This window comes from Nonomuraea marmarensis, from assembly GCF_043197025.1.
Taxonomy (GTDB): domain Bacteria; phylum Actinomycetota; class Actinomycetes; order Streptosporangiales; family Streptosporangiaceae; genus Nonomuraea; species Nonomuraea marmarensis.
Genome location: NZ_JBICRM010000002.1, coordinates 1 through 24396 on the forward strand (window position 1 = coordinate 1; position 24396 = coordinate 24396).

At 69.3% G+C, this 24396-nt stretch carries 21 protein-coding genes and 2 rRNA genes; 10 read left to right on the plus strand and 13 right to left on the minus strand.

Annotated elements, in window-relative coordinates; genetic code table 11:
* From ACFLIM_RS03010 to ACFLIM_RS03020, 3 genes are all read left to right on the plus strand, one after another.
* Nucleotides 1–229, plus strand: a 23S ribosomal RNA gene (locus ACFLIM_RS03010); the annotation flags it as partial.
* 88 nt (nucleotides 230–317) lie between these two features.
* Nucleotides 318–434 (plus strand): 5S ribosomal RNA (gene rrf, locus ACFLIM_RS03015).
* 280 nt (nucleotides 435–714) lie between these two features.
* Nucleotides 715–900, plus strand: coding sequence for an Lrp/AsnC ligand binding domain-containing protein (locus ACFLIM_RS03020; RefSeq protein WP_393161613.1), 186 nt, complete (start codon nucleotides 715–717; stop codon nucleotides 898–900).
* A 143-nt stretch (nucleotides 901–1043) separates the two neighbouring features.
* Here the strand turns inward: ACFLIM_RS03020 and ACFLIM_RS03025 are convergent, their stop codons facing one another.
* The gene (locus ACFLIM_RS03025) at nucleotides 1044–2513 is read right to left on the minus strand and encodes a phosphodiester glycosidase family protein (RefSeq protein WP_393161615.1); all 1470 of its coding nucleotides are present in this window, start codon (nucleotides 2511–2513) and stop codon (nucleotides 1044–1046) included.
* Between the two features lie 258 nt (nucleotides 2514–2771).
* Here ACFLIM_RS03025 and trpS point away from each other — a divergent pair, with 258 nt between their 5' ends.
* Complete coding sequence (trpS, locus tag ACFLIM_RS03030; RefSeq protein ID WP_393161617.1) at nucleotides 2772–3734, plus strand: tryptophan--tRNA ligase; 963 nt, start codon at nucleotides 2772–2774, stop codon at nucleotides 3732–3734.
* On the opposite strand, the gene ACFLIM_RS03035 is transcribed toward trpS, so the two are convergent.
* Genes ACFLIM_RS03035 through ACFLIM_RS03055 form a run of 5 tightly spaced genes read right to left on the minus strand, consistent with a single transcriptional unit; the run spans nucleotide 3731 to nucleotide 9190 of the window.
* Nucleotides 3731–4750: a methyltransferase gene (locus ACFLIM_RS03035; protein ID WP_393161619.1), complete on the minus strand. Its 1020-nt coding sequence runs from the start codon at nucleotides 4748–4750 to the stop codon at nucleotides 3731–3733. The two genes, trpS and ACFLIM_RS03035, sit on opposite strands and share 4 nt — an antisense overlap.
* Nucleotides 4751–4765: 15 nt before the next feature.
* Nucleotides 4766–5134, minus strand: coding sequence for a cupin domain-containing protein (locus ACFLIM_RS03040; protein WP_393161621.1), 369 nt, complete (start codon nucleotides 5132–5134; stop codon nucleotides 4766–4768).
* A 42-nt stretch (nucleotides 5135–5176) separates the two neighbouring features.
* Complete coding sequence (locus ACFLIM_RS03045; protein WP_393161623.1) at nucleotides 5177–6793, minus strand: PucR family transcriptional regulator; 1617 nt, start codon at nucleotides 6791–6793, stop codon at nucleotides 5177–5179.
* A gap of 57 nt (nucleotides 6794–6850) precedes the next feature.
* Nucleotides 6851–8479: an AMP-binding protein gene (locus tag ACFLIM_RS03050; RefSeq protein WP_393161625.1), complete on the minus strand. Its 1629-nt coding sequence runs from the start codon at nucleotides 8477–8479 to the stop codon at nucleotides 6851–6853.
* A 12-nt stretch (nucleotides 8480–8491) separates the two neighbouring features.
* Complete coding sequence (locus ACFLIM_RS03055) at nucleotides 8492–9190, minus strand: TetR/AcrR family transcriptional regulator C-terminal domain-containing protein (RefSeq protein ID WP_393161627.1); 699 nt, start codon at nucleotides 9188–9190, stop codon at nucleotides 8492–8494.
* Between the two features lie 55 nt (nucleotides 9191–9245).
* On the opposite strand from ACFLIM_RS03055, the gene ACFLIM_RS03060 reads away from it, so the two are divergent.
* Nucleotides 9246–10694, plus strand: a complete 1449-nt coding sequence (locus ACFLIM_RS03060) for an MFS transporter (RefSeq protein ID WP_393161629.1) — start codon at nucleotides 9246–9248, stop codon at nucleotides 10692–10694.
* Here ACFLIM_RS03060 and ACFLIM_RS03065 read toward each other — a convergent pair.
* A complete protein-coding gene (locus ACFLIM_RS03065) occupies nucleotides 10691–11521 on the minus strand; it encodes an alternative oxidase (protein WP_393161631.1) in 831 nt (276 codons plus the stop codon). The two genes, ACFLIM_RS03060 and ACFLIM_RS03065, sit on opposite strands and share 4 nt — an antisense overlap.
* A 104-nt stretch (nucleotides 11522–11625) precedes the next feature.
* Here ACFLIM_RS03065 and ACFLIM_RS03070 point away from each other — a divergent pair, with 104 nt between their 5' ends.
* Nucleotides 11626–12906: an aspartate aminotransferase family protein gene (locus ACFLIM_RS03070; RefSeq protein ID WP_393161633.1), complete on the plus strand. Its 1281-nt coding sequence runs from the start codon at nucleotides 11626–11628 to the stop codon at nucleotides 12904–12906.
* Nucleotides 12903–14408 (plus strand): CoA-acylating methylmalonate-semialdehyde dehydrogenase, encoded by a 1506-nt coding sequence (locus tag ACFLIM_RS03075; protein WP_393161635.1) that lies wholly within the window; start codon nucleotides 12903–12905, stop codon nucleotides 14406–14408. Before ACFLIM_RS03070 ends, ACFLIM_RS03075 begins: the two co-directional genes overlap by 4 nt.
* Before the next feature lie 62 nt (nucleotides 14409–14470).
* On the opposite strand, the gene ACFLIM_RS03080 is transcribed toward ACFLIM_RS03075, so the two are convergent.
* Complete coding sequence (locus ACFLIM_RS03080; protein WP_393161637.1) at nucleotides 14471–15712, minus strand: RNA-guided endonuclease InsQ/TnpB family protein; 1242 nt, start codon at nucleotides 15710–15712, stop codon at nucleotides 14471–14473.
* Between the two features lie 272 nt (nucleotides 15713–15984).
* Nucleotides 15985–17460 carry a PucR family transcriptional regulator gene (locus tag ACFLIM_RS03085; RefSeq protein ID WP_393161639.1) on the minus strand — a complete coding sequence of 492 codons (1476 nt, stop codon included), beginning with the start codon at nucleotides 17458–17460 and terminating at the stop codon, nucleotides 15985–15987.
* 91 nt (nucleotides 17461–17551) lie between these two features.
* Here ACFLIM_RS03085 and gabT point away from each other — a divergent pair, with 91 nt between their 5' ends.
* Nucleotides 17552–18880, plus strand: coding sequence for a 4-aminobutyrate--2-oxoglutarate transaminase (gabT, locus tag ACFLIM_RS03090; protein ID WP_393161640.1), 1329 nt, complete (start codon nucleotides 17552–17554; stop codon nucleotides 18878–18880).
* Between the two features lie 210 nt (nucleotides 18881–19090).
* On the plus strand, nucleotides 19091–19291 hold the full coding sequence (locus tag ACFLIM_RS03095; protein ID WP_393161642.1) for a hypothetical protein: 201 nt from the start codon (nucleotides 19091–19093) through the stop codon (nucleotides 19289–19291).
* A 115-nt stretch (nucleotides 19292–19406) separates the two neighbouring features.
* Here the strand turns inward: ACFLIM_RS03095 and ACFLIM_RS03100 are convergent, their stop codons facing one another.
* Nucleotides 19407–20519, minus strand: coding sequence for an extracellular solute-binding protein (locus ACFLIM_RS03100; protein ID WP_393161644.1), 1113 nt, complete (start codon nucleotides 20517–20519; stop codon nucleotides 19407–19409).
* A gap of 84 nt (nucleotides 20520–20603) precedes the next feature.
* Nucleotides 20604–21230, minus strand: coding sequence for a TetR/AcrR family transcriptional regulator (locus tag ACFLIM_RS03105; protein WP_393161647.1), 627 nt, complete (start codon nucleotides 21228–21230; stop codon nucleotides 20604–20606).
* 291 nt (nucleotides 21231–21521) lie between these two features.
* On the opposite strand from ACFLIM_RS03105, the gene ACFLIM_RS03110 reads away from it, so the two are divergent.
* Nucleotides 21522–22949 (plus strand): aldehyde dehydrogenase family protein, encoded by a 1428-nt coding sequence (locus ACFLIM_RS03110; RefSeq protein ID WP_393161649.1) that lies wholly within the window; start codon nucleotides 21522–21524, stop codon nucleotides 22947–22949.
* A gap of 45 nt (nucleotides 22950–22994) precedes the next feature.
* Here the strand turns inward: ACFLIM_RS03110 and ACFLIM_RS03115 are convergent, their stop codons facing one another.
* Both ACFLIM_RS03115 and ACFLIM_RS03120 read right to left on the minus strand, forming a co-directional pair.
* Complete coding sequence (locus ACFLIM_RS03115) at nucleotides 22995–23357, minus strand: LysE family translocator (protein WP_393161652.1); 363 nt, start codon at nucleotides 23355–23357, stop codon at nucleotides 22995–22997.
* Nucleotides 23358–23367: 10 nt separating this feature from the next.
* Nucleotides 23368–24375, minus strand: a complete 1008-nt coding sequence (locus ACFLIM_RS03120; RefSeq protein ID WP_393161654.1) for a trypsin-like serine peptidase — start codon at nucleotides 24373–24375, stop codon at nucleotides 23368–23370.
* Between the last annotated feature and the right edge of the window lie 21 nt (nucleotides 24376–24396).

The following is a 24396-nucleotide window of genomic DNA, read 5'->3' on the forward strand; positions in this document are numbered from 1 at the left end:
CGGACGAACCTCTGGTGTGCCAGTTGTACCGCCAGGTGCACGGCTGGTTGGCTACGTTCGGAAGGGATAACCGCTGAAAGCATCTAAGCGGGAAGCTCGCCTTGAGATGAGGTCTCCCACCCCGTTTTGGGGGTAAGGCTCCCGGTAGACGACCGGGTTGATAGGCCGGAGGTGGAAGCGCGGTAACGTGTGGAGCTGACCGGTACTAATAGGCCGAGGACTTGACCACAAAGGCAGACTTTTTTGAAGTTGTATGCTCGCGTCCACTAGGCAATTCTGAGACAACAAACACGTGGTGTTTGTGTGTTTCGGAGGGTTACGGCGGTTATGGCGGGAAGGAAACACCCGGTTACATTCCGAACCCGGAAGTTAAGCTTCTCTGCGCCGATGGTACTGCACTCGGGAGGGTGTGGGAGAGTAGGTCGCCGCCGGACAATCGTTTGGGGAAGGGGCTCGACGCTTACGCGTCGGGCCCCTTTTCTGTTTTCGGGGCCGGCCTGCGTGGGGCTGTGGAACGGTCCTAATGGGCGCCGAGTGTGGCCGCCGCGACCACCAGGAGCATCGTGCCCGAGACGGCCGAGATCCGGCGCGCGGCCTTCGGGGTGGCGGACAGCGCGCGGCCGGCCTGCGCAGTGGCCAGGGCGATCAGCCCGTACAGGATCCCGCAGTTCAGGACGTGGAGCAGGCCGAGGGCGGTGAGCTGGAAGCACGGAAGTGGTGGAGGCGCACCGGCTGTTCGGCGATCCGGACTTCCTGCTCCGGGTGGCCGTGGCGGATCTGGGGGCGTACGAGCGGTTCTACTCTGAGACGCTCTCCGGGCTGCCGGGGGTGGCGCAGGTGACGTCGCATCTCGCGATGAAGGTCGTTAAATCGGACGCGGGCCTGCCTGTGGCCGGTTGAGGCCGGATGGACAGGGACCCGCACGTAATGGTGCGGGTCCCTTGAAAGGGAAGGCCTGGCCGCGGTACCGGTGGCAGGGCTCGCATCCGGCGCCGGGCTGTGGCCTGACCCGAGGTGGTGGCGGGGTCAGGGCCCAGTTGGTGTTACTTGGGCAGGACCAGGAGGGCGTCGCCGACGCCGCGTTCCGAGCCGTCCGAGGGCCGGTTGACCAGCTTGTTGGCGACCACCATCGCCGTCGAGCCGCCCCCGTCCAGGTTGATCGCCTGGACCGCGCCCAGCCAGCGCATGAACTGGGCCGCCTCCACGAAGTTCGCCCCGACCGTCACCCCGGGCTGGCGCCCGTCGATGGTGGCCAGGATCAGGCTGCCGTTCCTGGTCGTGCCGAGGAGGGTGCGCGGGTGGCGGCGCAGGATCATGTTCATGGAGTCGTGGCCGTCACGCTTGGCGGTGATCTTCACCTTGCCGTTGCGCACGAGGCCGACGCTGCCCGCGATCACGTTCAGGTCCGGGGTCAGCTTGAGCGCCTTCTTGGTACGCAGGTCGACGACCTTCGTGTCGACCTTCACCGTCCAGTTCTGCCACACGTGCTCGTTGAGCCATTCGGCGCCCAGGCCGTTGCCGTGCAGCACCCGCATCCCGGCAGTCACCGCCGCACCCGAGACGCGCAGGCCGACGACCTTGCCGTTGGCGTCGATCACGGCGTCGGTCCCGCCGGTGGGCGTCTTGGCTCCGTACTCCTCCGTGTACAGCACCAGCTCGTCCGTCGCGGCGGCCCGGTTGATCCCGTTGATCTCGGCCTTCGTGCCGTCCTGCGAGGTCACGGTCACGGTCGTCTTCAGCTCGGTGATCTTCGCGCTGCGGCCCCTGAGCACCACCGCCGAGCGGCCGGGGACGGCCTCGCTCAGCAGCTTGCCGCCCACCACGGACGTGCCGACGGGCTCGCCGCGCAGCGCTGCGGCGGTGTGGATGTTGAAGAAGCCGCCGTTCACGCCGACCACGGCTCCCCCCGCCTTGGCCATCGACGAGACGGTCTCCCGCTTGGCCACGCTGGTGCCCAGCGAGGCGACGTACGAGCCGCGGAACGTCTTCGCGTCGATCATGACCACCTTGACGTCCCAGGGCCCCGTGGTCTTGAGCCCGTCGTCGCCGAGGTAGTCGACCTTGACCTTCAGGCCGGCGTCCTTGAGCGTCTTGGCCGTCTCCTCGGCCTTCTTCTTGTCCTTGAACGACCAGAGGCCGACCCGGACCATGTAGACGGTCTGGGAGGGGGCGTCGGCGACGCCCGGCCTGATCACCTTCTGCAGGCTGGCGGTCTCGCCGGCGGCCTCCACCTCGGCGACCTTGGTTTCGGCTGTCGGGAGCGTCCCGTAGTCGCGGCCGCTCGGCATCAGGACGGTCACCGTGTAACCGTCGGTCGACGTGCCGGCCTTCACGTCGTACAGGTCGATGCCCTGCGTGACGGCGGTCATGGTCTTGGTCGGTAAGGGCCGCGTGCCCAGCGGGAACTTGGCCGACGGGAACCTCAGCGACGACTGCTCCGCGGCTGCGGGCAGCGTGGTGAGGGTGAGTGCCGCGGCTATGGCCAGGCCGCCGGCGAGGGTGCGTCGAGACATGGATTCTCCAGAGGGCGGAAAAGGGACCGCACCATCCTGGCGAGATCAAGGTCTCCCGTCAGCCGAACACGCCAAGCGGGTAAAGAGGTTACGAGATTGACACCGCAGGCGGATACCATTCGTATATGTCACGCATCTGCATGTGGTGGCGGCCGACAGACGGCCGCTGATTCCGCATGCGTGGGCCGTCCCCGAGACGGCCCACCTGAGCGTGCGGGTCCTCTCCGGGACGGCATGACCTTCAAGGAGAAGACCGCAATGAACGACATCGTGCTCACGGGCGACCGCCCGACCGGGCCGCTGCATCTGGGTCACTATTTCGGCTCGCTGGCCAACCGGGTGAGACTGCAGGACGCCTATCCGATGTACGTGCTGATCGCCGACTACCAGGTGATCACCGACCGCGACCTGCCCGGCGAGATCCAGCGGAACATCACCGACCTGCTCCTCGACTACCTGGCCGTCGGCCTCGATCCGGCCAAGGTCACGATCTTCCAGCACAGCGCGATCCCCGAGCTGAACCAGTTGCTGCTGCCGTTCCTGAGCCTGGTGTCGGTGGCCGAGCTGCGGCGCAACCCCACGGTGAAGGACGAGATCGCGCACAGCTCACAGCAGGCGGTCAGCGGCCTGATGTTCACCTATCCGGTGCACCAGGCGGCCGACATCCTGTTCTGCAAGGGCACGCTGGTGCCCGTCGGCAAGGACCAGCTCCCGCACGTGGAGGTGACGCGACTCGTGGCCCGCCGCTTCAACGAGCGTTACGGCGAGGTGTTCCCGCTGCCCGAGGCCATGATGGGCGAACGTCCGCTGCTCAGAGGGCTCGACGGCGGCAAGATGAGCAAGAGCCGCGGCAACGCCATCGCGTTGTCGGCCACCGACGACGAGACGGCCGCGCTCATCCGCAAGGCCCGCACGGACTCCGACCGGCTGATCACGTTCGACGAGACGCGCCGTCCCGGGGTGGCGAACCTCCTCACGCTGGCGGGCCTCTGCCTCGGCCGCTCGCCTGAGGACCTCGCGGAAGAGATCGGGTACGGCGGCGCCGCCGCGCTGAAGGGCCTGGCCACGGAGGCGGTCAACGAGTTCCTGCGCCCGATCAGGAAACGCCGCGCCGAGCACACGGAGGCCGACGTCAGGCAGCTCCTGTCAGAAGGCAACGAACGGGCCCGCGAGCAGGCGATCATCACGCTCGACGAGGTACGGGCCGCAATGGGCTTCTAACGACGGGCGACGGCCAGTTCCGTGGTCACGGAGCGGAGCGGGCGGCGGTGCCGTGGCCGGCGGAAGCCCGCCCCCTCCAGCAGACGCGCCACCTCGCGGAACCCCCGCACCCGGCCGCCCGCCGCGACCCGGTAGTTCAGGTCCAGCAGGCCGAGCAGGGTGCGGCTGGCCCGCCCCGGCATGATGCTGTCGTCGAACTGGTCGCCGACCACGATCGTGCCGCCGGGGTTGAGCGCCGCCGCCAGCCGCCGGAAGAGCCTGGCCGTCTCCTGGTCGTCCAGCCCGTGCACGATGTTGAACAGCAGCACCACGTCGTACCCCTCGCCCAGGTCGTCCTCCAGGAACGACCCGGCGCGCGCCACCAGCCGGGGGTGGTCGGCGGCGGCTTCGAGTGCCTGCGGCAGGTCCAGCACGGTCGCCCGCAGGTCGGGGTGGCGCCGCAGCAGCTCCACGCTGAACAGCCCGTGGCCGCCGCCCACGTCGAGCACCTGCCGGGCGCCGCGTGGCACGGGGATGACCCGGGCCGTGGCCGGCGCCTGCCGCCTGGCCACCGCCGCCGTCCACGCCTGGAACGAGCGGGACAACTCGGGGTCGCTCTCCAGCAGCGCGTAGAAGGGCGTCGCGGGCGACCCGTCACGCACCGACTTCTCCAGCCGCGGCCAGATCACGCAGGCGGTACGCTCCCAGAACTCCAGCCCCGCCACCAGCGACGTCGGCGAGTCCGTCGTGAACCACAACCGTGACGTGCGGGTCAGGCGGTAGCGCCCGCGCCTGGCACGCAGGTAGCCGAGCCCGGCCAGGACGCGTAACAACACCTCGGCCGACCGGGGATCCAGGTTGAGCGTGGCGGCGAGCTCGTCGCAGGTGGACGGGCGTTCGCGCAGGGCGTCGAACACCCTCATCCTGGCCGCCGCGATGAGCGCGTGCAGGCCCAGGGCGTTGAAGTAGTCGAACATCGGGGGCACGATCGACAGCCGGTGAGCCGCAGCCTCGAGGGCGTTGAAGAAGAGGGGCACACTTGCGACGGTAAGCTACTCCGGCCGGTGGATCTGATACACCTTGCGCAGCGTCTCGTGCACGATCCACGTCGTCCTGGCGCCCTCGGCCAGCAGGCACACGTCTCCGGGGCCGACCTCGATGGTGGTGCCGCCCTCGACGGCGATCGTGGCGCGCCCGGAGAGCACGACGAAGATCTCGTCGGCCTCCACGTCCGTGACGACGCCGGGGGTGATCTCCCAGATGCCCCGGCCGCCGCCGAGCTCCAGGGAGGACGTGGCGGGGTCGCCCGCGACGATCTGCTCGGGGTCGAGCTCGTCGGGGGTCAGCCGCACGTCGTGGACGGGCACGGAGAAGGCGCCCGCGGTGGCGAGCATGCGGCCGAGGTCGGCAAGATCAGGCATCAACACATCAGACATATCGCTCATTCCAGCACACTGGACCGCTCATCGGGTTTCCCGGCGGAAGGACTCCAGTGCCAGCAGCGCCACGTGGAGCGAAAGGCACGACTCGACGTCGTCGAGGTCGGTGTCGAGGATGCGTTCGAGGCGGCGCAGGCGGTCGTAGAAGGCGGGCCTGGACAGGTGGGCCTTCTGCGCGGCGACCGCTTTGTTCCGTCCCGCGTCCAGATAGATGCGCAGGATCCGGGCGAGGTCGCCGCCCCGCTGCCCGTCGTGGGCCAGCAGCGGCCCCAGCTCCCGCTCCGCGAACGTCTGCAGGCGGGCGTCGTCGCGCAGCAGATGCAGCAGCCCGCGCAGGCGCAGGTCGGGCAGCCGGTAGAAGGCCCGGCCGTCCGGCTGGCGCACCGCCACGTCGGCCACCTGCTCGGCTTCGAGGAAGCTGCGGCGTACGTCCCTGATGGACTCCACCACCGAGCCCGCCGCCAGCACGAACGCCGAGCCGGGCCGCCACAACATGCGCAGCCGCTCGGCGAGCGCGGTCAGCGCGGGCTCGACCTGGGTGCGCGGCGGCAGTGGCAGCAGGACCCCGACGCGCTCCTGGTCGAGCGCGCCGACCAGGGCGGGCAGCCGGGCGTCGCGGCAGGCCGCGGCGGTGGCCTCGGCCAGCTCGCCGAGCTGCGCCTGCCCGTCGAGGGCCTGGTCGACGGGCTCTGTCGGCCGGATCACCACGCTGATCAGCTTGCGTCCGGTGAGCGGCACGCCGACGGCGCGGGCGCGGGCGGCGGCCTCGTCGGGGTCGGCGTAGGCGTGGGTCAGGATGCCGGTGATGATCGTGCCGTGCGCCTGGCGTTCGAGCGACTCCTGGTGGCGTTCCAGCAGGCGGCCGAGGGCGAGCGTGGTGGCGGCGCGCTCGGCCAGCACCATGTCGCGCGGGGTCGGCGGGGTGTCGCAGATCAGGATCAGCCGCCCCCAGTCCTGCCCGCGCGCCCCGACCGTGGTGACCAGCCAGCCGGAGGCCGGATCGTACGCGGTGCGCTCCGCCGTGGCCACCGCCCTGGACCTGGTCTCCCACCCGGCCAGCAGGGCGCCCGCGTCCCGCCCGGCGGACTCGGCGGCCAGCACCTGGTGGGCGAGGTTCTCCAGCAGCACCGGGCGACTGGACAGCCGGGCCACCTGGGCGAGCACCTCGGCGGGCGAGGCGCCCTCGACCGACAGCTCGGTGAAGACCTCGTGCAGTTGCTCGGAGGCCCGCAGCTCCTCCAGCTGGATGTCGATGATCCGGGCGTGCACGGACTCGGTGATCTGCACGAACGGCGTCTCGCGGGCCAGCACGATGACCGGCAGCCCGTGCTCCTCGGCCGACTTGACCACGGCGCGGGGCAGTTCGCGGACGAACTTGCGGCCCAGCTCCACGATCAGCCCTGAGACGCCGACAGAGGAGAGCTCGCCGATGTAGTCGGCGAGCTTCTCCGGGTCGTCTGGAAGCGCGACTCCCGTAGTGAGCACCAGCTCCCCACCGCGTAGCAGGTGGGCGATGTCGGCGATCTCGCCGACGTGCACCCACCGCACCTTGGTGTCGAGCCGGTCGGCGCCCGCGACCACGCGCGGGCTGCCCCGGCGTACGGTTTCCAGGGCGAGGACGTCGGCGATGGTGGGCAACACGGGGCAGAGCCTAGCCGATCAACTTGTAAGAACGGTCATGTGCCAATTTACGCTTTGTCATGGGTTGAGATCCTCCTCCCGGTATTCTCTCCGAGGCTCCCGCACCCGCAACTCGACCCGGCGGATCTTCCCGGAGATCGTCTTGGGCAGCTCGTCGAACTCCAGCCGCCGCACCCGCTTGTAGGGCGCCAGCTCCCTGCGGCAGTGCTCGAAGATCGACCGCGCGGTCGTCTCGTCCGCCTCGAACCCGGGCGCGAGCGTCACATAAGCCTTGGGTACGGCCAGCCGCACCGGATCCGGCGCGGGCACCACGGCCGCCTCCGCCACGGCGGCGTGCTCCAGCAGCACGCTCTCCAGCTCGAACGGCGAAATGCGGTAGTCGCTGGCCTTGAAGACGTCGTCGGTCCTGCCCACGTAGGTGATGTAGCCGTCCTGGTCGCGGGTGGCGACGTCGCCGGTGTGGTAGAAACCGGCCCGCATGGAGTCACTAGATCCACCGACATATCCGGACATGAGGCCGAGGGGGCGGCGGCCGTCCAGGGGCAGGCAGATCTCGCCGTCGTCCCCCTGCTCGCCGGTCACGGGGTCGATCAGCACGACCTCGTAACCGGGCAGCGGCCGTCCCATCGAGCCCGGCCTGACCGGCTCGTCCGGCGCGTTGCCGATCTGCGCCGTGGTCTCGGTCTGCCCGTAGCCGTCCCTGATCGTGATGCCCCACGCCTTGGCCACCTGGTCGATGATCTCGGGGTTGAGCGGCTCGCCGGCGGCCACTGCCGTACGCAGGGGGAGTTTCCAGGCCGTCAGGTCCTCCTGGATGAGCATCCGCCACACGGTCGGCGGCGCGCAGAACGTGGTGACCCGCTCGTCCCGCAGCACCTGCAGCAGCGCGGGCGCGGAGAAGCGCTGGTAGTCGTGGACCAGCACGGTGGCCCCCGCGTTCCAGGGCGCGAACACGTTGCTCCACGCGTGCTTGGCCCACCCTGGCGAGGACACGTTGAGATGCACGTCGCCAGGGCGCAACCCGATCCAGGACATCGTCGACAGATGCCCGGCCGGATAGGACGCGTGGGTGTGCTCGACCAGTTTCGGCTGCGAGGTGGTGCCGGAGGTGAAGTAGAGCAGCAGCGTGTCGCCCGCCCGCGTCGGCGCGTCGGGCGTGAAGGGCTCGTCCGCCTCGTACGCCTCGTGGTACGGCAGCCAGTTGTACGCGTCCCCCACAGCGATCTTCGTGTATTCGCCGGACCCGAACTTTCCCGCGTCGGCGGCGTTGGCGATCACGTGGGAGACGCCACCTCTGTCGATCCGCTCGACGATGTCCTTGCCGGTCAGCAGCGTCGTGGCCGGGATGATGACCGCGCCCAGCTTCATCGCGGCCAGTAGCGACTCCCACAACTCGGCCTGGTTGCCCAGCATGAGCAGGATCCGGTCGCCCCGGCGCACCCCCTGCTGATGCAGCCAGTTGGCGACCCGGTTGGAGCGGGCCGACAACTCGGCGAAGGTGAAGGAGGCACTGCTCACCCCCACGATCTTGAGAGCGACGGCGTCGGGGGTCTCGGCGGCCAGGACCCCGTCGAACCAGTCGAGCGCCCAGTTGAACTCCGCTAGCTCCGGCCAGCGGAAGTCACGGCGGGCGGTGGCGGGGTCGGCACTGAGGAGGAAATCGCGGGCGGCACGAAAATCGCTCATGCCCGGATCCTGCTACGTCACCAGCCGCCGCTCAAGGCCGTCGAGCACCGACACCAGACCGAAGTCGAAGGCCACCGCGCGAACGGCCTGGGGATCCTGGTAGATGTCCGTGTTCATGCGTTCAAGCATGCCGGGAAAGTCCCTGACGGCCGTGGCGACCAACTTGCGCATCTCGTCGGGGTCGTATTCGTGTTCGCTCAAGGCGGCGTTCCAGACGATCTCGGGCACCGTCATGCCGTAGACGTAGGCGGTGAGCGTGCCGACGGCGTAGTCGATGTCCATCCCGTCGAACCCGGCCAGCTTGAACATCCTGCGCATCCGGTCGGCGACCTGGATCGCGTTGGGGCCGAGCGCGGGCATGCGGCCCAGGAGGTCGGCCGACCACGGGTGGCGCAACATCGCCTGGCGCATGCTGTAGGCCTGGGTCGAGGCTGCGTCACGCCAGCCCACGACCTCGGGCTCGGAGATGGTCATCTCGCCCCACACCTCGTCGTAGGCCAGTTCGAGCAGCTCGTCCTTGTTGGCGACGTACCAGTAGAGGCTGGTGGCGCCCGCGCTCAGCTTCGCACCGAGCTTGCGCATGCTCAGCCCGTTGAGCCCCTCCTCGTCGAGCAGCTCCACGGCGGCGTTGACGATCTCCTCGCGGCTGCGCCCGGGGCTCGTGGCCTTGCGCGGCTCGCGGAGCCAGACGGAGGCGAACGGCTTGCTCATTCCCTAAGGATAAATGCACTCGCACACTGTGCGAGGATTGTCGTACGGTGTGCGAGTGAACTCGAACGCTGTGCGAGACCCCCGTCGCTGGTGGATTCTCGTCGTCCTCTGCTTGGCGCTGCTGGTGCTGGTCGTCGACAACACCGTGCTCAACCTGGCCATCCCCTCGCTCAACGAGGAGATGGGCGCCACCCCGTCGGACATCCAGTGGATCATCGACGCCTACGTGCTGGCCTACGCCGGCCTGCTGCTCACCTCGGGCAGCCTGTCCGACAAATACGGTCGCCGCCGCTTCCTGATCATCGGCCTGGTGTTCTTCGGCGGCGCGTCCCTGGTCGCCGTGCTCGTCACGGAGCCCTGGCAGCTCATCGCCGCGCGGGCCCTGATGGGCATCGGCGGCTCGCTCGTGATGCCCTCCACGCTGTCCATCCTGATGACCGTGTTCGACGAGGCGGAGCGGCGCAAGGCCATGGCGGCCTGGAGCGCCGTGGCCCTGGTCGGCCTGGTGTCCGGCCCGACCCTGGGCGGCTTCATGCTGGAGCACTACTGGTGGGGCTCGGTCTTCCTGCTGAACATCCCGATCGCGGCGATCGCCATCGTGGCCGCCGTCGTGCTCATGCCCGAGACCCGCAGCACCGGGCGGAAGATCGACCCCCTGGGCGTGGTGCTGTCGATCGTCGGCCTGACCGCGGCCGTCTACGTGATCATCGAGCGCGAGTGGAACATCCCCGTCATCGCGATCGCGGTCATCGCCCTGGCCGCCTTCGTGGTCTGGGAGCGCAGGCAGGAACAGCCGATGTTGCCGCTCCACCTGTTCGCCAACCGCAACTTCAGCGGCGCGTCGTTCTCGATCCTGCTGATGTCGTTCGGCGCGGGCGCCGTGATGCTCATGCTGACGCAATACCTGCAGTACGTGCTGGGCTACGGGGAGATGCAGGCCGGCCTGGCCATGTTGCCCTACGCCGTGGCCGCCGCGATCTTCAACGGCGTCGGCGCCGGGCTGGGGCAGAGGGTCAGCAACCGGGTGCTGATCGGCGCCGGGCTGCTGCTGATGGCCGGAGGCTTCGTCGTCATGGCCCTGACCACCGGATACCTGCCGCTGCTCACCGGCCTCGTGATCATGGGCATCGGCGGCGGCCTGGCCGGTCCGTCCGCCTACGCCTCGCTCATGGGCGCGATCCCGCTGGACCACGCTGGCGTGGGTTCCGCGCTCAACGACACCGTCCAGCAGGTCGGCGTGGCGCTGAGCATCGCCATCCTGGGCAGCGTGCTGGCCGGGCAGTACACCTCCGAGATGCCCGCCGGCCTGCCCGCGGCCGCCAGGGAGTCGATCGGCGCCGCGCACCCGATGGGCTTCGCCGAGGTCGCCAACGAGGCCTTCACCTCCGCGATGCACCTCGGCTCGTGGGTGGGGGCCGGGTTCAGCGTGGCCGCCGCGCTGCTCGCGGTGATCGTGCTGCGCCCGGCCGTCCCTGCTGCGGTGCCCGAGCCCGCCGAGGTCTAGCGGACACGGGGCTCCTTCATGGTCTCCAGGCTGTCCAGCTTGTGCGTGCGCTCGTCGTGGCCGATCTGCCGCAGCAGGTCGGCCACCGAGCGGTAGCGGCCGTACTCGTCGGCGTACGTGCCGGGGTCGGGCACGAAGTCCAGGTCCGGGTTCTCGGCCACGAACGTCATGTACTCGTGCTCGGCGTGGTCTTCGAACTCCGCGTTCAGCCGGTAGCTCCAGTCCGGCCTGACCAGGAACAACACCCAGGACACGTGGTAGTAGAAGAACGCGATCAGCCACGGCGCGGCCTTGTGCAGCAGCCAGGTCTGCTTCTGCCCGGTGCGCTGCACGAGGTCCTGCACGATCAGCAGGTGCCACTGCTCGTTGTCCTGGTCGGCACGGGCCTCCACGATCCGCTCGAAGACCCTCCTGGCCAGCGCGGAACGGCCGGCGTGCCGGTGTACGGCCCAGTAGCCCATGCGCTCCCACGCCTGGTACGGCACCCTGGCGATGATCTCCAGCATGGCGAACTTCGTGTACGAGCCCTTCTTGCCGTACATGATGTCGACCGGCTTGAACATCATCCTGGCCAGCAGGCTGTAGTTCATCCGCGGGGTGTCCATCGTGTCCTGCTGGGCCTGGCGGAGCCGGTCGCGGTCGAGCTTGGGCGGGCCGGACGGGGCTTCGGGGCGGTGGTCGACGGTGACGGTCATCTCGATCTCTCCTTCAGTTCGGATGCTCCGATCGTCGTCGACAGGGGTGGTCCGGGGCGTCCGCCGCCAGTGGTCTTTCGCGGTGCCTCCGGCGGCGTACTCGCCGGGTGTCATGTACGTCTCCAGGCGCACGGGAGATCCCCTAAGGGGTGGATTTACAGCATGTAAGCTGATGTGACCGCATGCCGACAGGTTGCGGATAGGAGGATGCCGACGAGAACGGGATACTCAGTAGCATGTCGGAGCTTCTCGCGCGCCACAGGGCAGTGATCCCCAACTGGGTGGCACTCAACTACAACGAGCCCATCGAGATCGTCAGCGGCAAGGGCAACCGGGTCATCGACGGTGACGGCAAGAGCTACCTGGACTTCTTCGCCGGCATCCTGACCAACATGATCGGCTACGACGTGCCCGAGGTGCGCGAGGCCATCGAGCGCCAGCTCGCCACCGGCGTGGTGCACACCAGCACCGCCTATCTGCTGCGCGGCCAGATCGAGCTGGCCGAGAAGATCGCCCGGCTCTCCGCCATCCCCGACGCCAAGGTCTTCTTCACCAACTCCGGCACCGAGGCCAACGAGACCGCGCTCCTCCTGGCGACGTACGCGCGCAAGAGCGACCAGGTGCTCGCCATGCGGCAGAGCTACCACGGGCGCAGCTTCGGCGCGATCAGCGTCACCGCCAACCGGGCGTGGAAGAACAACTCGCTCTCCCCGCTCAACGTGCACTTCCTGCACGGCACCGACCGGCACCTCACCCAGTTCAAGGGCTTGACGGACGCCGACTACATCCGGGCGTGCGTGGACGACCTGCGCCACGTGCTGGCCACCTCGGTCTCCAACGACGTGGCCGCGCTGATCGCCGAGCCGATCCAGGGCGTGGGCGGGTTCACGATGGCCCCCGACGGGCTGTTCGCCGCCTACAAGGAGGTGCTGGACGAGCAGGGCATCCACTTCATCTCCGACGAGGTGCAGACCGGCTGGGGCCGCACCGGGAGCGCGTTCTTCGGCATCCAGAACCATGGGGTGACGCCCGACATGATCACGTTCGCCAAGGGGCTGGGGAACGGCTTCGCGGTCGGCGGAGTCGTGGCGCGCGGCGACCTGATGGACGCCCCGCATGCCGTGGGGCTGTCCACGTTCGGCGGCAACCCGATCTCGATGGCCGCCGCCAACGCCACGCTCGACTACGTGCTCAGCCACGATCTGCAGGCCAACGCCGCCCGTACCGGTGCGATCATCATCGGCGGGCTCAAGGAGGCGGCCGCGCGGCTGCCGGTCGTCAAGGCTGTGCGCGGCAAGGGGCTGATGTTCGCCGTCGAGCTGGAGAGCCCCGCCCAGGCCGCCCGCTTCATGGAGGAGACCAAGAAGGCCGGGCTGCTGGCGGGTAAGGGCGGCCTGTACGGGAACGCCATCCGCATGGCCCCGCCCCTCACCCTCTCGGTGGACGAGGCCGCGGAGGGTCTCGACATCATCGTGCACGCCCTGGAAGTCATCAACGCGGAGGCATCGGCTCAGTGAAGTCCGTCAAGCACTGGATCAACGGAGCTCTGGAGGACGGGAACTCCCGTACCTCCGAGCTCTTCAACCCGGCGACCGGCGAGGTCAGCGGGCACGTCAGGCTGGCCTCCGCCGCGGACGTGGACGCGGCCGTGGCGGCCGCCGTCGCGGCCTTCCCCGCCTGGCGGGCCGCGTCGCTGATCAAGCGGGCGCAGGTGCTGTTCCGCTTCCGCGAGCTCATGTACGCCCACCGCGACGAGCTGGCCGCGCTGATCTCCGCCGAGCACGGCAAGGTGCACTCCGACGCGCTCGGCGAGGTGGCCAGAGGGCTGGAGGTCGTGGAGTTCGCCTGCGGGATCCCGCACCTGCTCAAGGGCGGCTTCTCCGAAGGCGTCTCGACCCGGGTCGACTCCTACTCGATGCGCCAGCCGCTGGGTGTGGTGGCCGGGATCACGCCGTTCAACTTCCCGGCCATGGTGCCGATGTGGATGTACCCGATCGCGATCGCGTGCGGGAACGCGTTCGTGCTCAAGCCGTCGGAGAAGGACCCGTCGGCGTCGCTGCTCATGGCGCGGCTCTGGCAGGAGGCCGGGCTGCCCGACGGCGTGTTCAACGTCGTGCAGGGCGACAAGGTCGCCGTGGACCGGCTGCTGGAGCACCCGGACGTGCGCGGCGTGTCGTTCGTCGGCTCCACCCCGATCGCCAGATACGTCTACGAGACCGGCACCGCGCACGGCAAGCGGGTGCAGGCGCTCGGCGGCGCCAAGAACCACATGCTCGTGCTCCCCGACGCCGACCTCGACCTGGTGGCCGACTCGGCGGTGTCGGCGGGGTTCGGCTCGGCGGGGGAGCGGTGCATGGCGATCTCCGTCGTGCTGGCCGTGGACCCGATCGGCGACGAGCTCGTCCAGAAGATCGTCGAGCGGGTCGACAAGCTGGTGATCGGCCCTGGCGACGATCCGAAGTCCGAGATGGGGCCGCTGGTCACGGAGGCGCACCGCGACAAGGTGGCCTCCTACCTAGACCTGGGCGTCGAGGAGGGTGCCAAGCTGGTCGTGGACGGCCGCGAGACGGCGGTGCTCGGCGGCGGCAGGGCTGCCGAGACGCGCGGCTTCTGGCTCGGCCCGACCGTGCTCGACCACGTCCCCGCGGGTTCCAGGACGCACACGGACGAGATCTTCGGCCCGGTGTTGTCGATCGTGCGCGTCGGCTCCTACGAGGAGGGCCTCGAACTGATCAACGGCGGCCTGTACGGCAACGGCACCGCGATCTTCACCAACGACGGCGGCGCGGCCAGGCGCTTCCAGAACGAGGTGGAGGTCGGCATGATCGGCATCAACGTGCCCATCCCGGTGCCGATGGCCTTCTACAGCTTCGGCGGCTGGAAGTCCTCCCTCTTCGGCGACACGCACGTGCACGGCACCGAGGGCGTGCACTTCTACACCCGCGGCAAGGTCGTCACCTCACGCTGGCTCGACCCTTCGCACGGCGGCGTCAACCTGGGCTTCCCCACGAACGGTTGACATCCTCCCCGGCGTAACCGCCGGGGACTCCCCACGTCGCCGCAGGGTTCTTACTGCTTCTGCTACGCCGCTTGCGCGCCGGAGGTTTCGGGCGGTGCCAGGGTTGGAGTTGCCTCGCCTGGTCTTACCTGCCCTCCACAGTCGTTTATGCCGTGTCCAGCCAGCCCGGCGGCCACGGTCGTGCTGATGATGCGTTGCCCTTCGAGGAGGATGTTGATCGCGGCGGCAATGTCCCGGTCGTGATGCTCGCCACAGGACAGGCAGTCCCATTCGCGGACGTCCAGGGCGAGATTGTCGTTGCGCCACCCGCAGCAGGGGCAGAGCCGAGAGGACGGATACCAGCGGTCGATCCTCACCACCGCGCGCCCGTACCGGGCGGCTTTGCCATCGAGCAGGGTCAGGAATGCGCCCCAGCCCGCGTCCCGGACCGACTTCGCCAACCGGCCCCTGGCCAAGCCCTGCACCCCCAGATCCTCGACATGCACCGTTTGGTTCTCACGGATGATCGAGGTGGAGGTCTGGTGCAGGAAGTCACGGCGGGCATCGGCCACTTTGGCGTGCTGGCGGGCCACGTTCATCCGGGCCCGCTCCCGGTTGTTCGAACCCTTCTGCTTGCGCGACAACGACCGCTGCAGCCTGGCGAGTTTGCGCTCCCGGCGGCGCAGCCACTTCGGATTGGCGATCTTCTCCCCGCTGCTGAGGATCGCATAGTGCGTCAGTCCCAGATCGATGCCCGTCTCGGCATCGCTCTCGGGCAACACCTGACCCGCGTTGTCGACCTCGATGACGAACGAGGCGTGGTAGCGTCCGGCAGCATCCTTGATCACCGTGACCGACGAAGGGGCGGCGGGTAGGTCCCGTGACCAGCGGACCTCTATCTGCCCGATCTTCGCCAGGTACAGGCGGCCATCTGAGGTCAGGGAGAAGGCGTTGGTGTTGAACCGGGCCGAGTGCCGCTGATCGTGGCGGGACTTGAACACCGGCAGGCCCATCCGTGGGCCTTTCCGCTTGCCCGACAGCGAGTCGAAGAAGTTCTGATAGGCGGTGTTCAGATCGCGGACCGATTGCTGGAGCACGACCGAGGACACCTCGGCCAGCCACGCCCGCTCCGGGGTCTTCTTCGCCTGCGTCAACACCAGTCGTTGGATCTCGGCGTCGCCGATGTAGGGCAATCCTGCTTTACGAGCGGCCTTGCGGGCCGCCAGGGCATCGTTCCACACCACCCGGGTGCAGCCGAAGGTCTTGGCCAACAGCTGGCGCTGGGCCGCGTCTGGGTATAGCCGATAGTTGTAGCGCAGCTTCACCCTAGCCACCTCCCACCCGACAGCCACTCACACCTCACTGGATACTCGAACATATTATCGCCTGATGTATGAATGTGAAAGAAGAATCCATCTAGTCTTCGTGACCAAGTGCTGGCGCGGCGTCTTCGACGACGCAATTCGGGGCCGCTGCGAAGACATCATGATCGAAGTCTGTGACAGCTTCGAGGCCGAACTAGGTGCCTTTCAACGGCGAACACGACCACGTGCGCCTGCTCGTGCACTAACACCGGCGACGTGGAGAGGCGGTGTCGCTAGCGGTGGGAGGCCTCTAGGGCGAGCCACAACTCGGCTCGCACGCCCGGGTCGTCGAGGTCGCGGCCGAGCAGCTCGGTGACGCGTTTCATGCGGTAGCGCAGCGTGTGCCGGTGCACGCCCAGCCGCTGGGCCGCCGCGTCCCAGTGTCCGTTGTTGTCCAGGTACGCGCGCAGCGACTCGACCAGGTCCGCCCGGGAGCCGTACCGGGTGAGCGGGGCCAGCAGCGCGGCCGAGAACGCCTGGGCGGCGTCCTGGTCCAGCAGCCCGAGCAACCCCTGTCCGGCCAGCTCCCCGAACCTCACCACAACGCCGTTCCCGCCGCGCCTGGCGGTCTCCAGGGCCCGTCTCGCCTGGTCGAGCGCGCCACGCAGGGCCGTCGCGCCGTACCCGGACGGCAGGCTGACGCCCACCGGCCCGGCCACCTCCAGCGCGACCGCCTCCGCCGCGTCCTCCGCCACCAACGCGACGGCCGGCGGTCCGGACTCGATCAGCGCCGCGAACGCGTGCGCCTCCAGAACCTCCACTGCCTCGGCGCCGGCCCCGAGCACCACGAACGGCTCCTCCGGCAACCTCCCCCCGAGCGGCCCCAGCACCGCGCGCGCCTGCTCCTTCGCCCCGGCGAGCAGCAGCTCCAGTACGGCGGAGCGGACCCGCCGCTCGGCCTCCCGCTGGGTCCTGCCCTGCTCCATGGCCAGCGTGAGCAGGGACCCCGCGGCGTTGATCACCGTGTGGGTGACGGGCGAGAAGGCGTGCCCGGCCCCGGCCGCGAAGAAGCCGCGCGGCCGCGCCCCGCCGCCCAATGGCTGGACCACGATGTGCTCGCCGGGTCCCGACAACGCCAGGCTGGAGGGCAGCCGATCAGCACGGACACCGCCGCCGGCGTCGGGTGGGCCGGTGCGGAGGTGGGTGAGCTCGGCCGTCACCGCGCCCGTCCTGGCGCCCCGGGTGGCGTGGCGCACCTCGCCTGTCTCGTCCAGCAGCGCGGCCCAGCCGCCGACCTCCTTGGCCAGCCGGTCGATGACCGCGTGCATGCCCTCCGGCCGCAGCGCCGCCCGCGTCAGGCGCCCCTGGGCGGCGAAGGCGCGGCTGATCTCGTCGTACTGCTCGGCGGCCAGCAGCTCGCTGACCACCTTGCCGATCGCGATGAACGGCGTCTCGCGCGGCACCTCCAGCAGCGGCAGCCCGGCCGCGTCGGCGGCGGCGATCAGCGCGGCGGGCACCTCCTCGTGCGAGACGCCGACGCCGAAGCCGAGCCCCGCCACGCCGCGCGCCACCAGACGGGCGACATATTGGGATAGGTCGCCTTCCATCCGCATGCCGGTGGTGAGGAGCAGTTCGTCGCCCTCCAGGAACGGTGTCGGATCCGCCAGCTCGCTGACGGCCACCCACCGCACCACGGCGTCCACCGCGCCAGAGCCGGCCAGGGGCCGCAGGCGCATGCGGCGGGCGACGGTCTGCAGCGAAGGCGGCATGCGAGTTTGTCCATTCCGGCAAAGAGGAGCGCCTCCAGTGTGCCATATCGACGTATCGGCGCAGGTCGGAGCCCGCCGTAGCGTCGAGCACATGAGCATTCCCCAGGAGCGACGCGTCGTGACCGCGATCCCAGGCCCCAAGTCGCAGGAGTTGCTGGCCCGCAAGCAGGCCGCTGTCCCGCCCGGCATCGGCACCACCCTGCCGGTCTTCGTCACCCGCGCGGGCGGCGGCGTGGTGCAGGACGCCGACGGGAACTCGCTGATCGACTTCGGCTCCGGCATCGCCGTGACGAATGTGGGCAACTCTGCCCCCAGGGTCGTCGAACGCGTCCAGAAGCAGGTCGCCGACTTCACCCACACCTGTTTTATGATCACGCCGTACGAGTCGTACGTCCGGGTGTGCGAGAAGCTCAACGAGCTGACCCCGGGCGACCACGAGAAGCGCACGTTCCTGGTGAACTCGGGTGCCGAAGCCGTCGAGAACGCGGTCAAGGTCGCCAGGCACGCCACCGGCAGGCAGGCCGTCGTGGTGTTCGACCACGGCTACCACGGCCGCACGCTGCTCACGATGACGCTGACGGCCAAGAACATGCCGTACAAGCACGGGTTCGGGCCGTTCGCGCCGGAGGTGTACCGGGTGCCGCTGGCGTACCCGTTCCGGTGGCCGGGCGGCCCGGAGAAGTGCGCGGAGGAGGCCGCCGAGCAGGCCATCGACATGATCACCAAGCAGATCGGCGCCCAGAACGTGGCCGCCGTGGTGATCGAGCCCATCGCCGGCGAGGGCGGGTTCATCGTGCCCGCCAGGGGGTTCCTGCCGCGGGTCGCCGAGTTCTGCAAGCAGAACGGGATCGTGTTCGTGGCCGACGAGGTGCAGACCGGCTTCGCGCGTACCGGCACGTTGTTCGCGTGCGAGGACGAGGGCGTCGTGCCGGACATCATCACCACCGCCAAGGGCATCGCCGGCGGCCTGCCGCTGGCCGCCGTGACCGGGCGCGCAGAGCTCATGGACAAGGTGCACGTCGGCGGCCTCGGCGGCACGTTCGGCGGCAACCCCCTCGCCTGCGAGGCCGCGCTCGGCGTGCTGGAGACCATCGAGGAGGAGGACCTGGCCGCCAGGGCCCGCCGCATCGGCGAGATCATGCTCCCCAGGCTCAGGGCGCTCCAGGAGCGCTTCGACGTGATCGGCGACGTGCGCGGCCGGGGCGCGATGATCGCGATCGAGCTGGTCGAGCCCGGCACGAAGGAGCCGAACCCGGCCGCCGTGCAGGAGATCGTCAAGCGCTGCCACGCGGAGGGCCTGCTGGTGCTGACGGCGGGCACGTACGGCAACGTGTTGCGCTTCCTGCCGCCCCTGGTCATCCCCGAGCACCTGCTCGAAGAGGGCCTCGGCATCCTGGAGAAGGCGATCGCCGAGCTATAGATCAAACTCCTACGAATCGGGCATCCGGCTTGCGGCTGGATGCCCGATTTTGTGTGGCAAGTGGGGTCACTCGGGTAGAGAATTCACCCTGACTTGACACTCAGCTAGACGCTCACGGCCTCGGTCAGGGTTATAACGGTTCCGACATACGGATGGGCGATGGCTGCTGGGAGCGTGATGAACTGGGGTCCGACCAGAACGGCGCGGAGCATGTTGACGTTCGACCCTGAGGGCCTGACCTGGGCTCAGCGCGATGGCGACGCCTGCGTCGTCTGCCACAAGAGGTGGCCGCGGCCGCGCGTGCGCGTGGGCCGGCTGCCCGACGACTCGGCGGTCCTCGCCTGCGGCGACTGCGCCGAGGCGCTCCTGCCCGCGCCGATGGCCACCGTCGTGGCCTTCCCGTCTCGTTAGAAGCAAGCGAGACGCCCCGGGACGGGGGGAAGGCCCGGGGCGTCTCTGCAGGTCGCACCCAGCGGGGGGAAGGGCGCGCCCGCGGCACAGTCACGTGGGGATCGGCGGCCCCCACTCACTGGGCGAGTTCGCGCCACCGTGCGGTCCAAGCGGCATAGTCAGTGCATTCCCCATCCTCCGCCCGGCAACCCCCAGGCGGCCGTACGGCGAAGGTGATCCGGTCGAGCGACTTGTCCTTGCCCACTCCGTATGTCTCGCACATCTCCTTGGCCCTCCCCTTGCACGCCTTGTCGTTGGCGGGAGCCAGCCCCGCCCACGCGGCCGCGTCGCGCTGCGCGTCCGGGTCGGTCACCCAGTTGAGCCACCGATAGGCGCATGTGGTTTCGGGGAGGTTCGCGCCGAGCATCCAGGAATCCACCCATCCGGTGGTCTCGCGGGTCTCAAGGGCCTTGACCGGCTTTCCGGCCTTCTGTAGCAGCAGGCGATAGTACGGGGTGGCCTGAGCGTAGTCGAGCGCCCCGGTGGCGAATCCCTTGACCAGGTCGATCGGGTATTTCCAGTACGTACGGTCCTTGTGCCGCTCCAGCAGCGTCATCGCCCGGTCGAGCTGCGTCTTGGTCAGCTCGAACGGGTCGTCCACGGACCCCGCGGCCAGGGCGGCGTCGGCGATCGTCAGCGGGCTGTCCTCGAGCGCCACCCGATCGGACTCGAACGCCTGCTGCAGGTTGCCCCTGACCCTGGTCGAGTCGTAGATGAACTCGTGATATCCCCACAGATAGGGCACGCCGTACACCTTGCCCGACACCGTGGACATGTCGCGGAAGCGCTCGTCGATGTCGTCGTAGCCGGTCACCTTGGCCGGGTCGATGGCCTGGACCTGCTTGGCCTCGATCAGGTTGGCCGCCAGCACGGGCCCGGCCGAGACCACGTCATAGGGCCGCTCGTTGACCCTGGCGGCCATCTCCTCGGCGGTCTGCACGGTGTCGAGCCGGGCGATCCGGCAGCCGGTCTCCTTCTCGAACGAGCCCACCCAGTTGACCTTGGGGCTGGTGCCGCCGTACTCGGCGTAGCCCCGGTAGGTGAGGATCTGCAGCGTGCCGTCGCTCTGCGTGGCGCTCGGCGTGGGGCTGGGCGTGGGCGTGGGGGTCGGTGTGGGGCGCGCCGCACCCATGCCGGCGACCAGCGCCGAGGCGACGAGCCCCATGGCATAGGTACGGCGACGATTCACGATGTCCCCCCTTGTCCGTGTGCTGGAGCTTACCGGGGACTCGGCCCGGAGGAACGCAGGTCCCTCCCTCTAGGGATTGGGGGGTTACTTCGGCTTCTCCACGAGGTAGCAGCAGATGGTCGCCGTCGTGACCGCCTCGTACGTGCGGCCGTCGCGCAGGTGCCCGGCGCGTTCCAAACTGATCGCTCCCTGGGCCGCCGCCCACAGCGCGTCCGCGATCTTGCGGGGCTGGGTCGGGATCACGTAACCGGCCGAGATGCAGTTGGCGATCACCCGGTCGAGGATGTTCAGGGCGGCGCGGGCCAGGGTCCTGGCGCGTTCGCTGGGTTCGAAGCCGGGGATCGCCCGTTCGAACATCAGGCTGTAGTAGCCGGGCTCGGACAGGCACGCCTGCCGGTACGCCGGACCGAGCGCAGTCAGGTGCTCGAGGGGGTTCCGTCGTTGCGGCACCGCCTCCAGGAACCGGCGGAACCGCTCGAACCCCTCCAGATAGAGTGCCTCCGCCAGCCCCTCCCTGTTGCCGAACATCGTGTAGATGACGGTCGTCGTGCACCCCGCCTCAGCGGCGATCCTGCGCATGGTCAGGCTCTCCGGCCCGTCCGTCTCGAGCAGGTTGACCGCCACGTCGAGGAGGCGGGAACGAAGTTCGTCGTGGCTGGCGCGCTCACCCAGGAGGTAGGCGCCCTGCAGACCAAGCGGCGCCGAGGTCATGAGACCTCCCCTGTGGCCAAGGAACTCAGCGTCCTTGTGACCTCACGCTGTTCGGTCACGGGGCCCACGCCTTTCTGATCGGGGGCCCGCCGCGCTGGAGACCCGCATCCGATGACTTAGCCATGGCGGAGATCCCTCAAACCACTCCGCATGGTAAACATCCCGAATTAGGTCTACTTCTGTTACATCATGGGTATACAAGAGAGCTTGTACTTAACGGTGAGCGCTCGTGGGAGTCTTGTGCACCGTGGTGTAAATCCCCCATCTTCAGCTTGGCATAACGTCATGGGTATGGACGTGCGTACCTTCTGGCTGGCCGGCCGCCCAGCGACCGGGGACTCCGAGCTCATTGTCACCAACCCGCATGACGGCCGCGAGGTCGGCCGGCACTCCGTACCGACGGATGCCCAGGTCGAGGAGGCCATCGCGGCCGCCCACGCGGTCGCGGGGCAGGCCGCCGCGCTGCCCGTGCACGTGCGGGCCGAGGCGCTGGCCCACATCTCGCGCCGCATCGCGGAGCGGGCCGACGAGATCGCCCACCTCATCACGGCGGAGAACGGCAAGCCGATCCTCTGGGCGCGCGGCGAGGTGACCCGGGCCGTCGCCACGTTCCGCTTCGCCGCCGAGGAAGCCCGCCGCTGGTCGGGGTCCGTGCAGCGGCTCGACACCGAGCCGACCGCGGCGGGGCGGCTGGCGTACGTCTCGCGTGTCCCGTACGGGCCCGTGCTGGCGATCACCCCGTTCAACTTCCCGCTGAACCTGGTCGCCCACAAGGTCGCCCCGGCCATCGCCGTCGGCGCCCCCGTCATCGTCAAGCCCGCCCCCGCCACGCCGCTGTCCTCGCTCCTGCTCGGCGACCTGCTGGCCGAGACGGACCTGCCCGCGGGCATGTTCTCGGTGCTGCCGGTGGCGAACGAGCGTGCCGCCGCGCTGGTCCAGGACCCTCGTCTGCCCGTGGTGTCGTTCACGGGCTCCGCGCCCGTCGGCTACTCCATCGCCGACCAGATCCCGCGCAAGCACGTGACGCTGGAGCTGGGCGGCAACGCGGCCGCGGTCGTACTCGCCGACGCCGACCTCGACTGGGCGGCCCAGCGCATCGCCCTGTACTCCAACTACCAGGCCGGGCAGAGCTGCATCGCGGTGCAGCGGGTCATCGTCGAGCAGCCGATCTACGACGCCTTCGTCGAACGCCTCCTCCCCGCCGTCTCCAGCCTGGTCACCGGCGACCCGGCGGACGAGAAGACCCAGGTGGGGCCGCTGGTCTCGGAGTCCGCCGCCGAACGGGTCGAGGCGTGGGTCCAGGAAGCGGTCGCGGCCGGGGCCAAGGTCCTGGCGGGCGGCACGCGCGAGGGCACGTCCTTCGCCCCGACGGTGCTCTCCGACGTTCCGCAGGACGCCAAGGTGGCCCGCGAGGAGGTCTTCGGACCCGTCATGATCCTGCAGCCCGCCGCCTCGATCGACGAGGCTTACGCGATGGTGAACGACTCGAAGTACGGCTTGCAGGCCGGGGTGTTCACGCGTTCGCTGGACGCCGCCTTCCGGGCGAACCGGGAGCTGGAGGTGGGGGGCGTGATCATCGGCGACGCGCCTTCTTACCGGGCCGACCAGATGCCTTATGGCGGGGTGAAGGACTCGGGAATCGGGCGCGAGGGGTTGCACTCGGCGATGGCGGACCTCACGTACGAGAAGGTCATGGTTGTGACGGGCTTGTCGCTCTAGCCCGGCGCGTCCGTACGACCGTCGGTGACATTCGCGTCTACTCGATCAGCGTTGGGAGAGGGCCAGGCGGGCGCCGAAGGCGATCAGGACGGTGCCCGCCACCGCGTCCATCGCCCGGCGCACCCGGGACCGGTCGAACAGGGCGCGGGCCTTGTCGATCACCAGGCTGTAGAGCGTCAGCCAGGCGAACGCCAGGAACGCGGGCTCCGACGCGTGGATGAGCCCCGCGATCCCCAGGCTGGCGGCCACCGTCCAGGCGGCCTGGCCGGTGGCGACGCCCGCCGCGGTCCAGACGCCACCACGACGGCCACCGGAGAACGCGTTGCGTACGGTGAGCGCCGTGTCAGGACCCGGTGTGCAGATGACGACGATCGAGAGGCCGACGAAAGCCGCCAACTGAACCCACATGCCCCACAGGTTAGGCGCGTTCCGCCGTGGAGAAGAGGGCCTTGGTGGCGTCGCCGAAGTACGGGCCGTACATCGTGCGCTGGTCGTCGCTGTACTTGAAGCTGCTCAGCGACGTGATCGTGCCCTTGCCGGTGGCGGCGTCGAACGTGGTCATCCACGGACCGCCGCTGGACCCCGCCGTCATGTCACAGCCCAGGCCCTGGTCGCGGGTCTGGCTGTGCGGGTCGTCCTTCAGTCGCCCGGCGCAGTAGACCAGGTGGTCCCCGTCGTACGGCGGGTCGGCGGGGTAGCCGAAGCCGAACACCTGCCCGCCGCGCGCCGAGTTGAACGCGATCTCCTGCGTCCCCACCACGTCGGCCACGTGCTTGCCGCCGGACGTGGCCAGCGCCACCATGCCCACGTCGTAGTTGTCGTCGCCGCTGCGCGACCACGGTCCCGCGACGAACATGCGGCGGGCCGCGTACTGCCCGTACGGCTGCTCGCCGCCCACCTCGTACCCGGGGACGAACGTCCAGTTGGCGGCCCACTCGCCGGTGCCGTCTTTGACGCAGTGACCGGCGGTGACGACGACGTCCTTGTTTGCGCTCCTGATCGTGCTCGCGGAGCAGACGAAGTCGGCACCGGCCACCGTCATGAACACGCGGCCCGTCGTCTTGGTCACCAGGCCGCCCGTGACCCAGCGGGAGCCGATGGTGTTCATCTCGGGCCTGGCCGCCGCTTGGCGTTTCGGAACGCCGGGTCGGCCGGTCAGGTTCTTCAGGAGGCCGCGTTCGCCCGTCACGGCGTCCAGCAGGCTGATCGGCAGGGCCGCTGCCATGCGCTGCGGCGTCCAGTAGTCGAGCACGCGCCGCTGCTCGGCGCCGGTGCGGGCGGCCACGTGCTCGACTATCTCGGTCCGCTTCCCCGCGGGGGCAGGAGTGGCGGCCTGCTGCGGACCGGGGGCCGCGCCCAGGACGGCGGGGCCCATCAGCCCCGCCAGGAGCGAGGCGGCCGCAAGCAGGGGGGTGCTCAGGGTCATGCCCCCCGAGTGTGCACCACG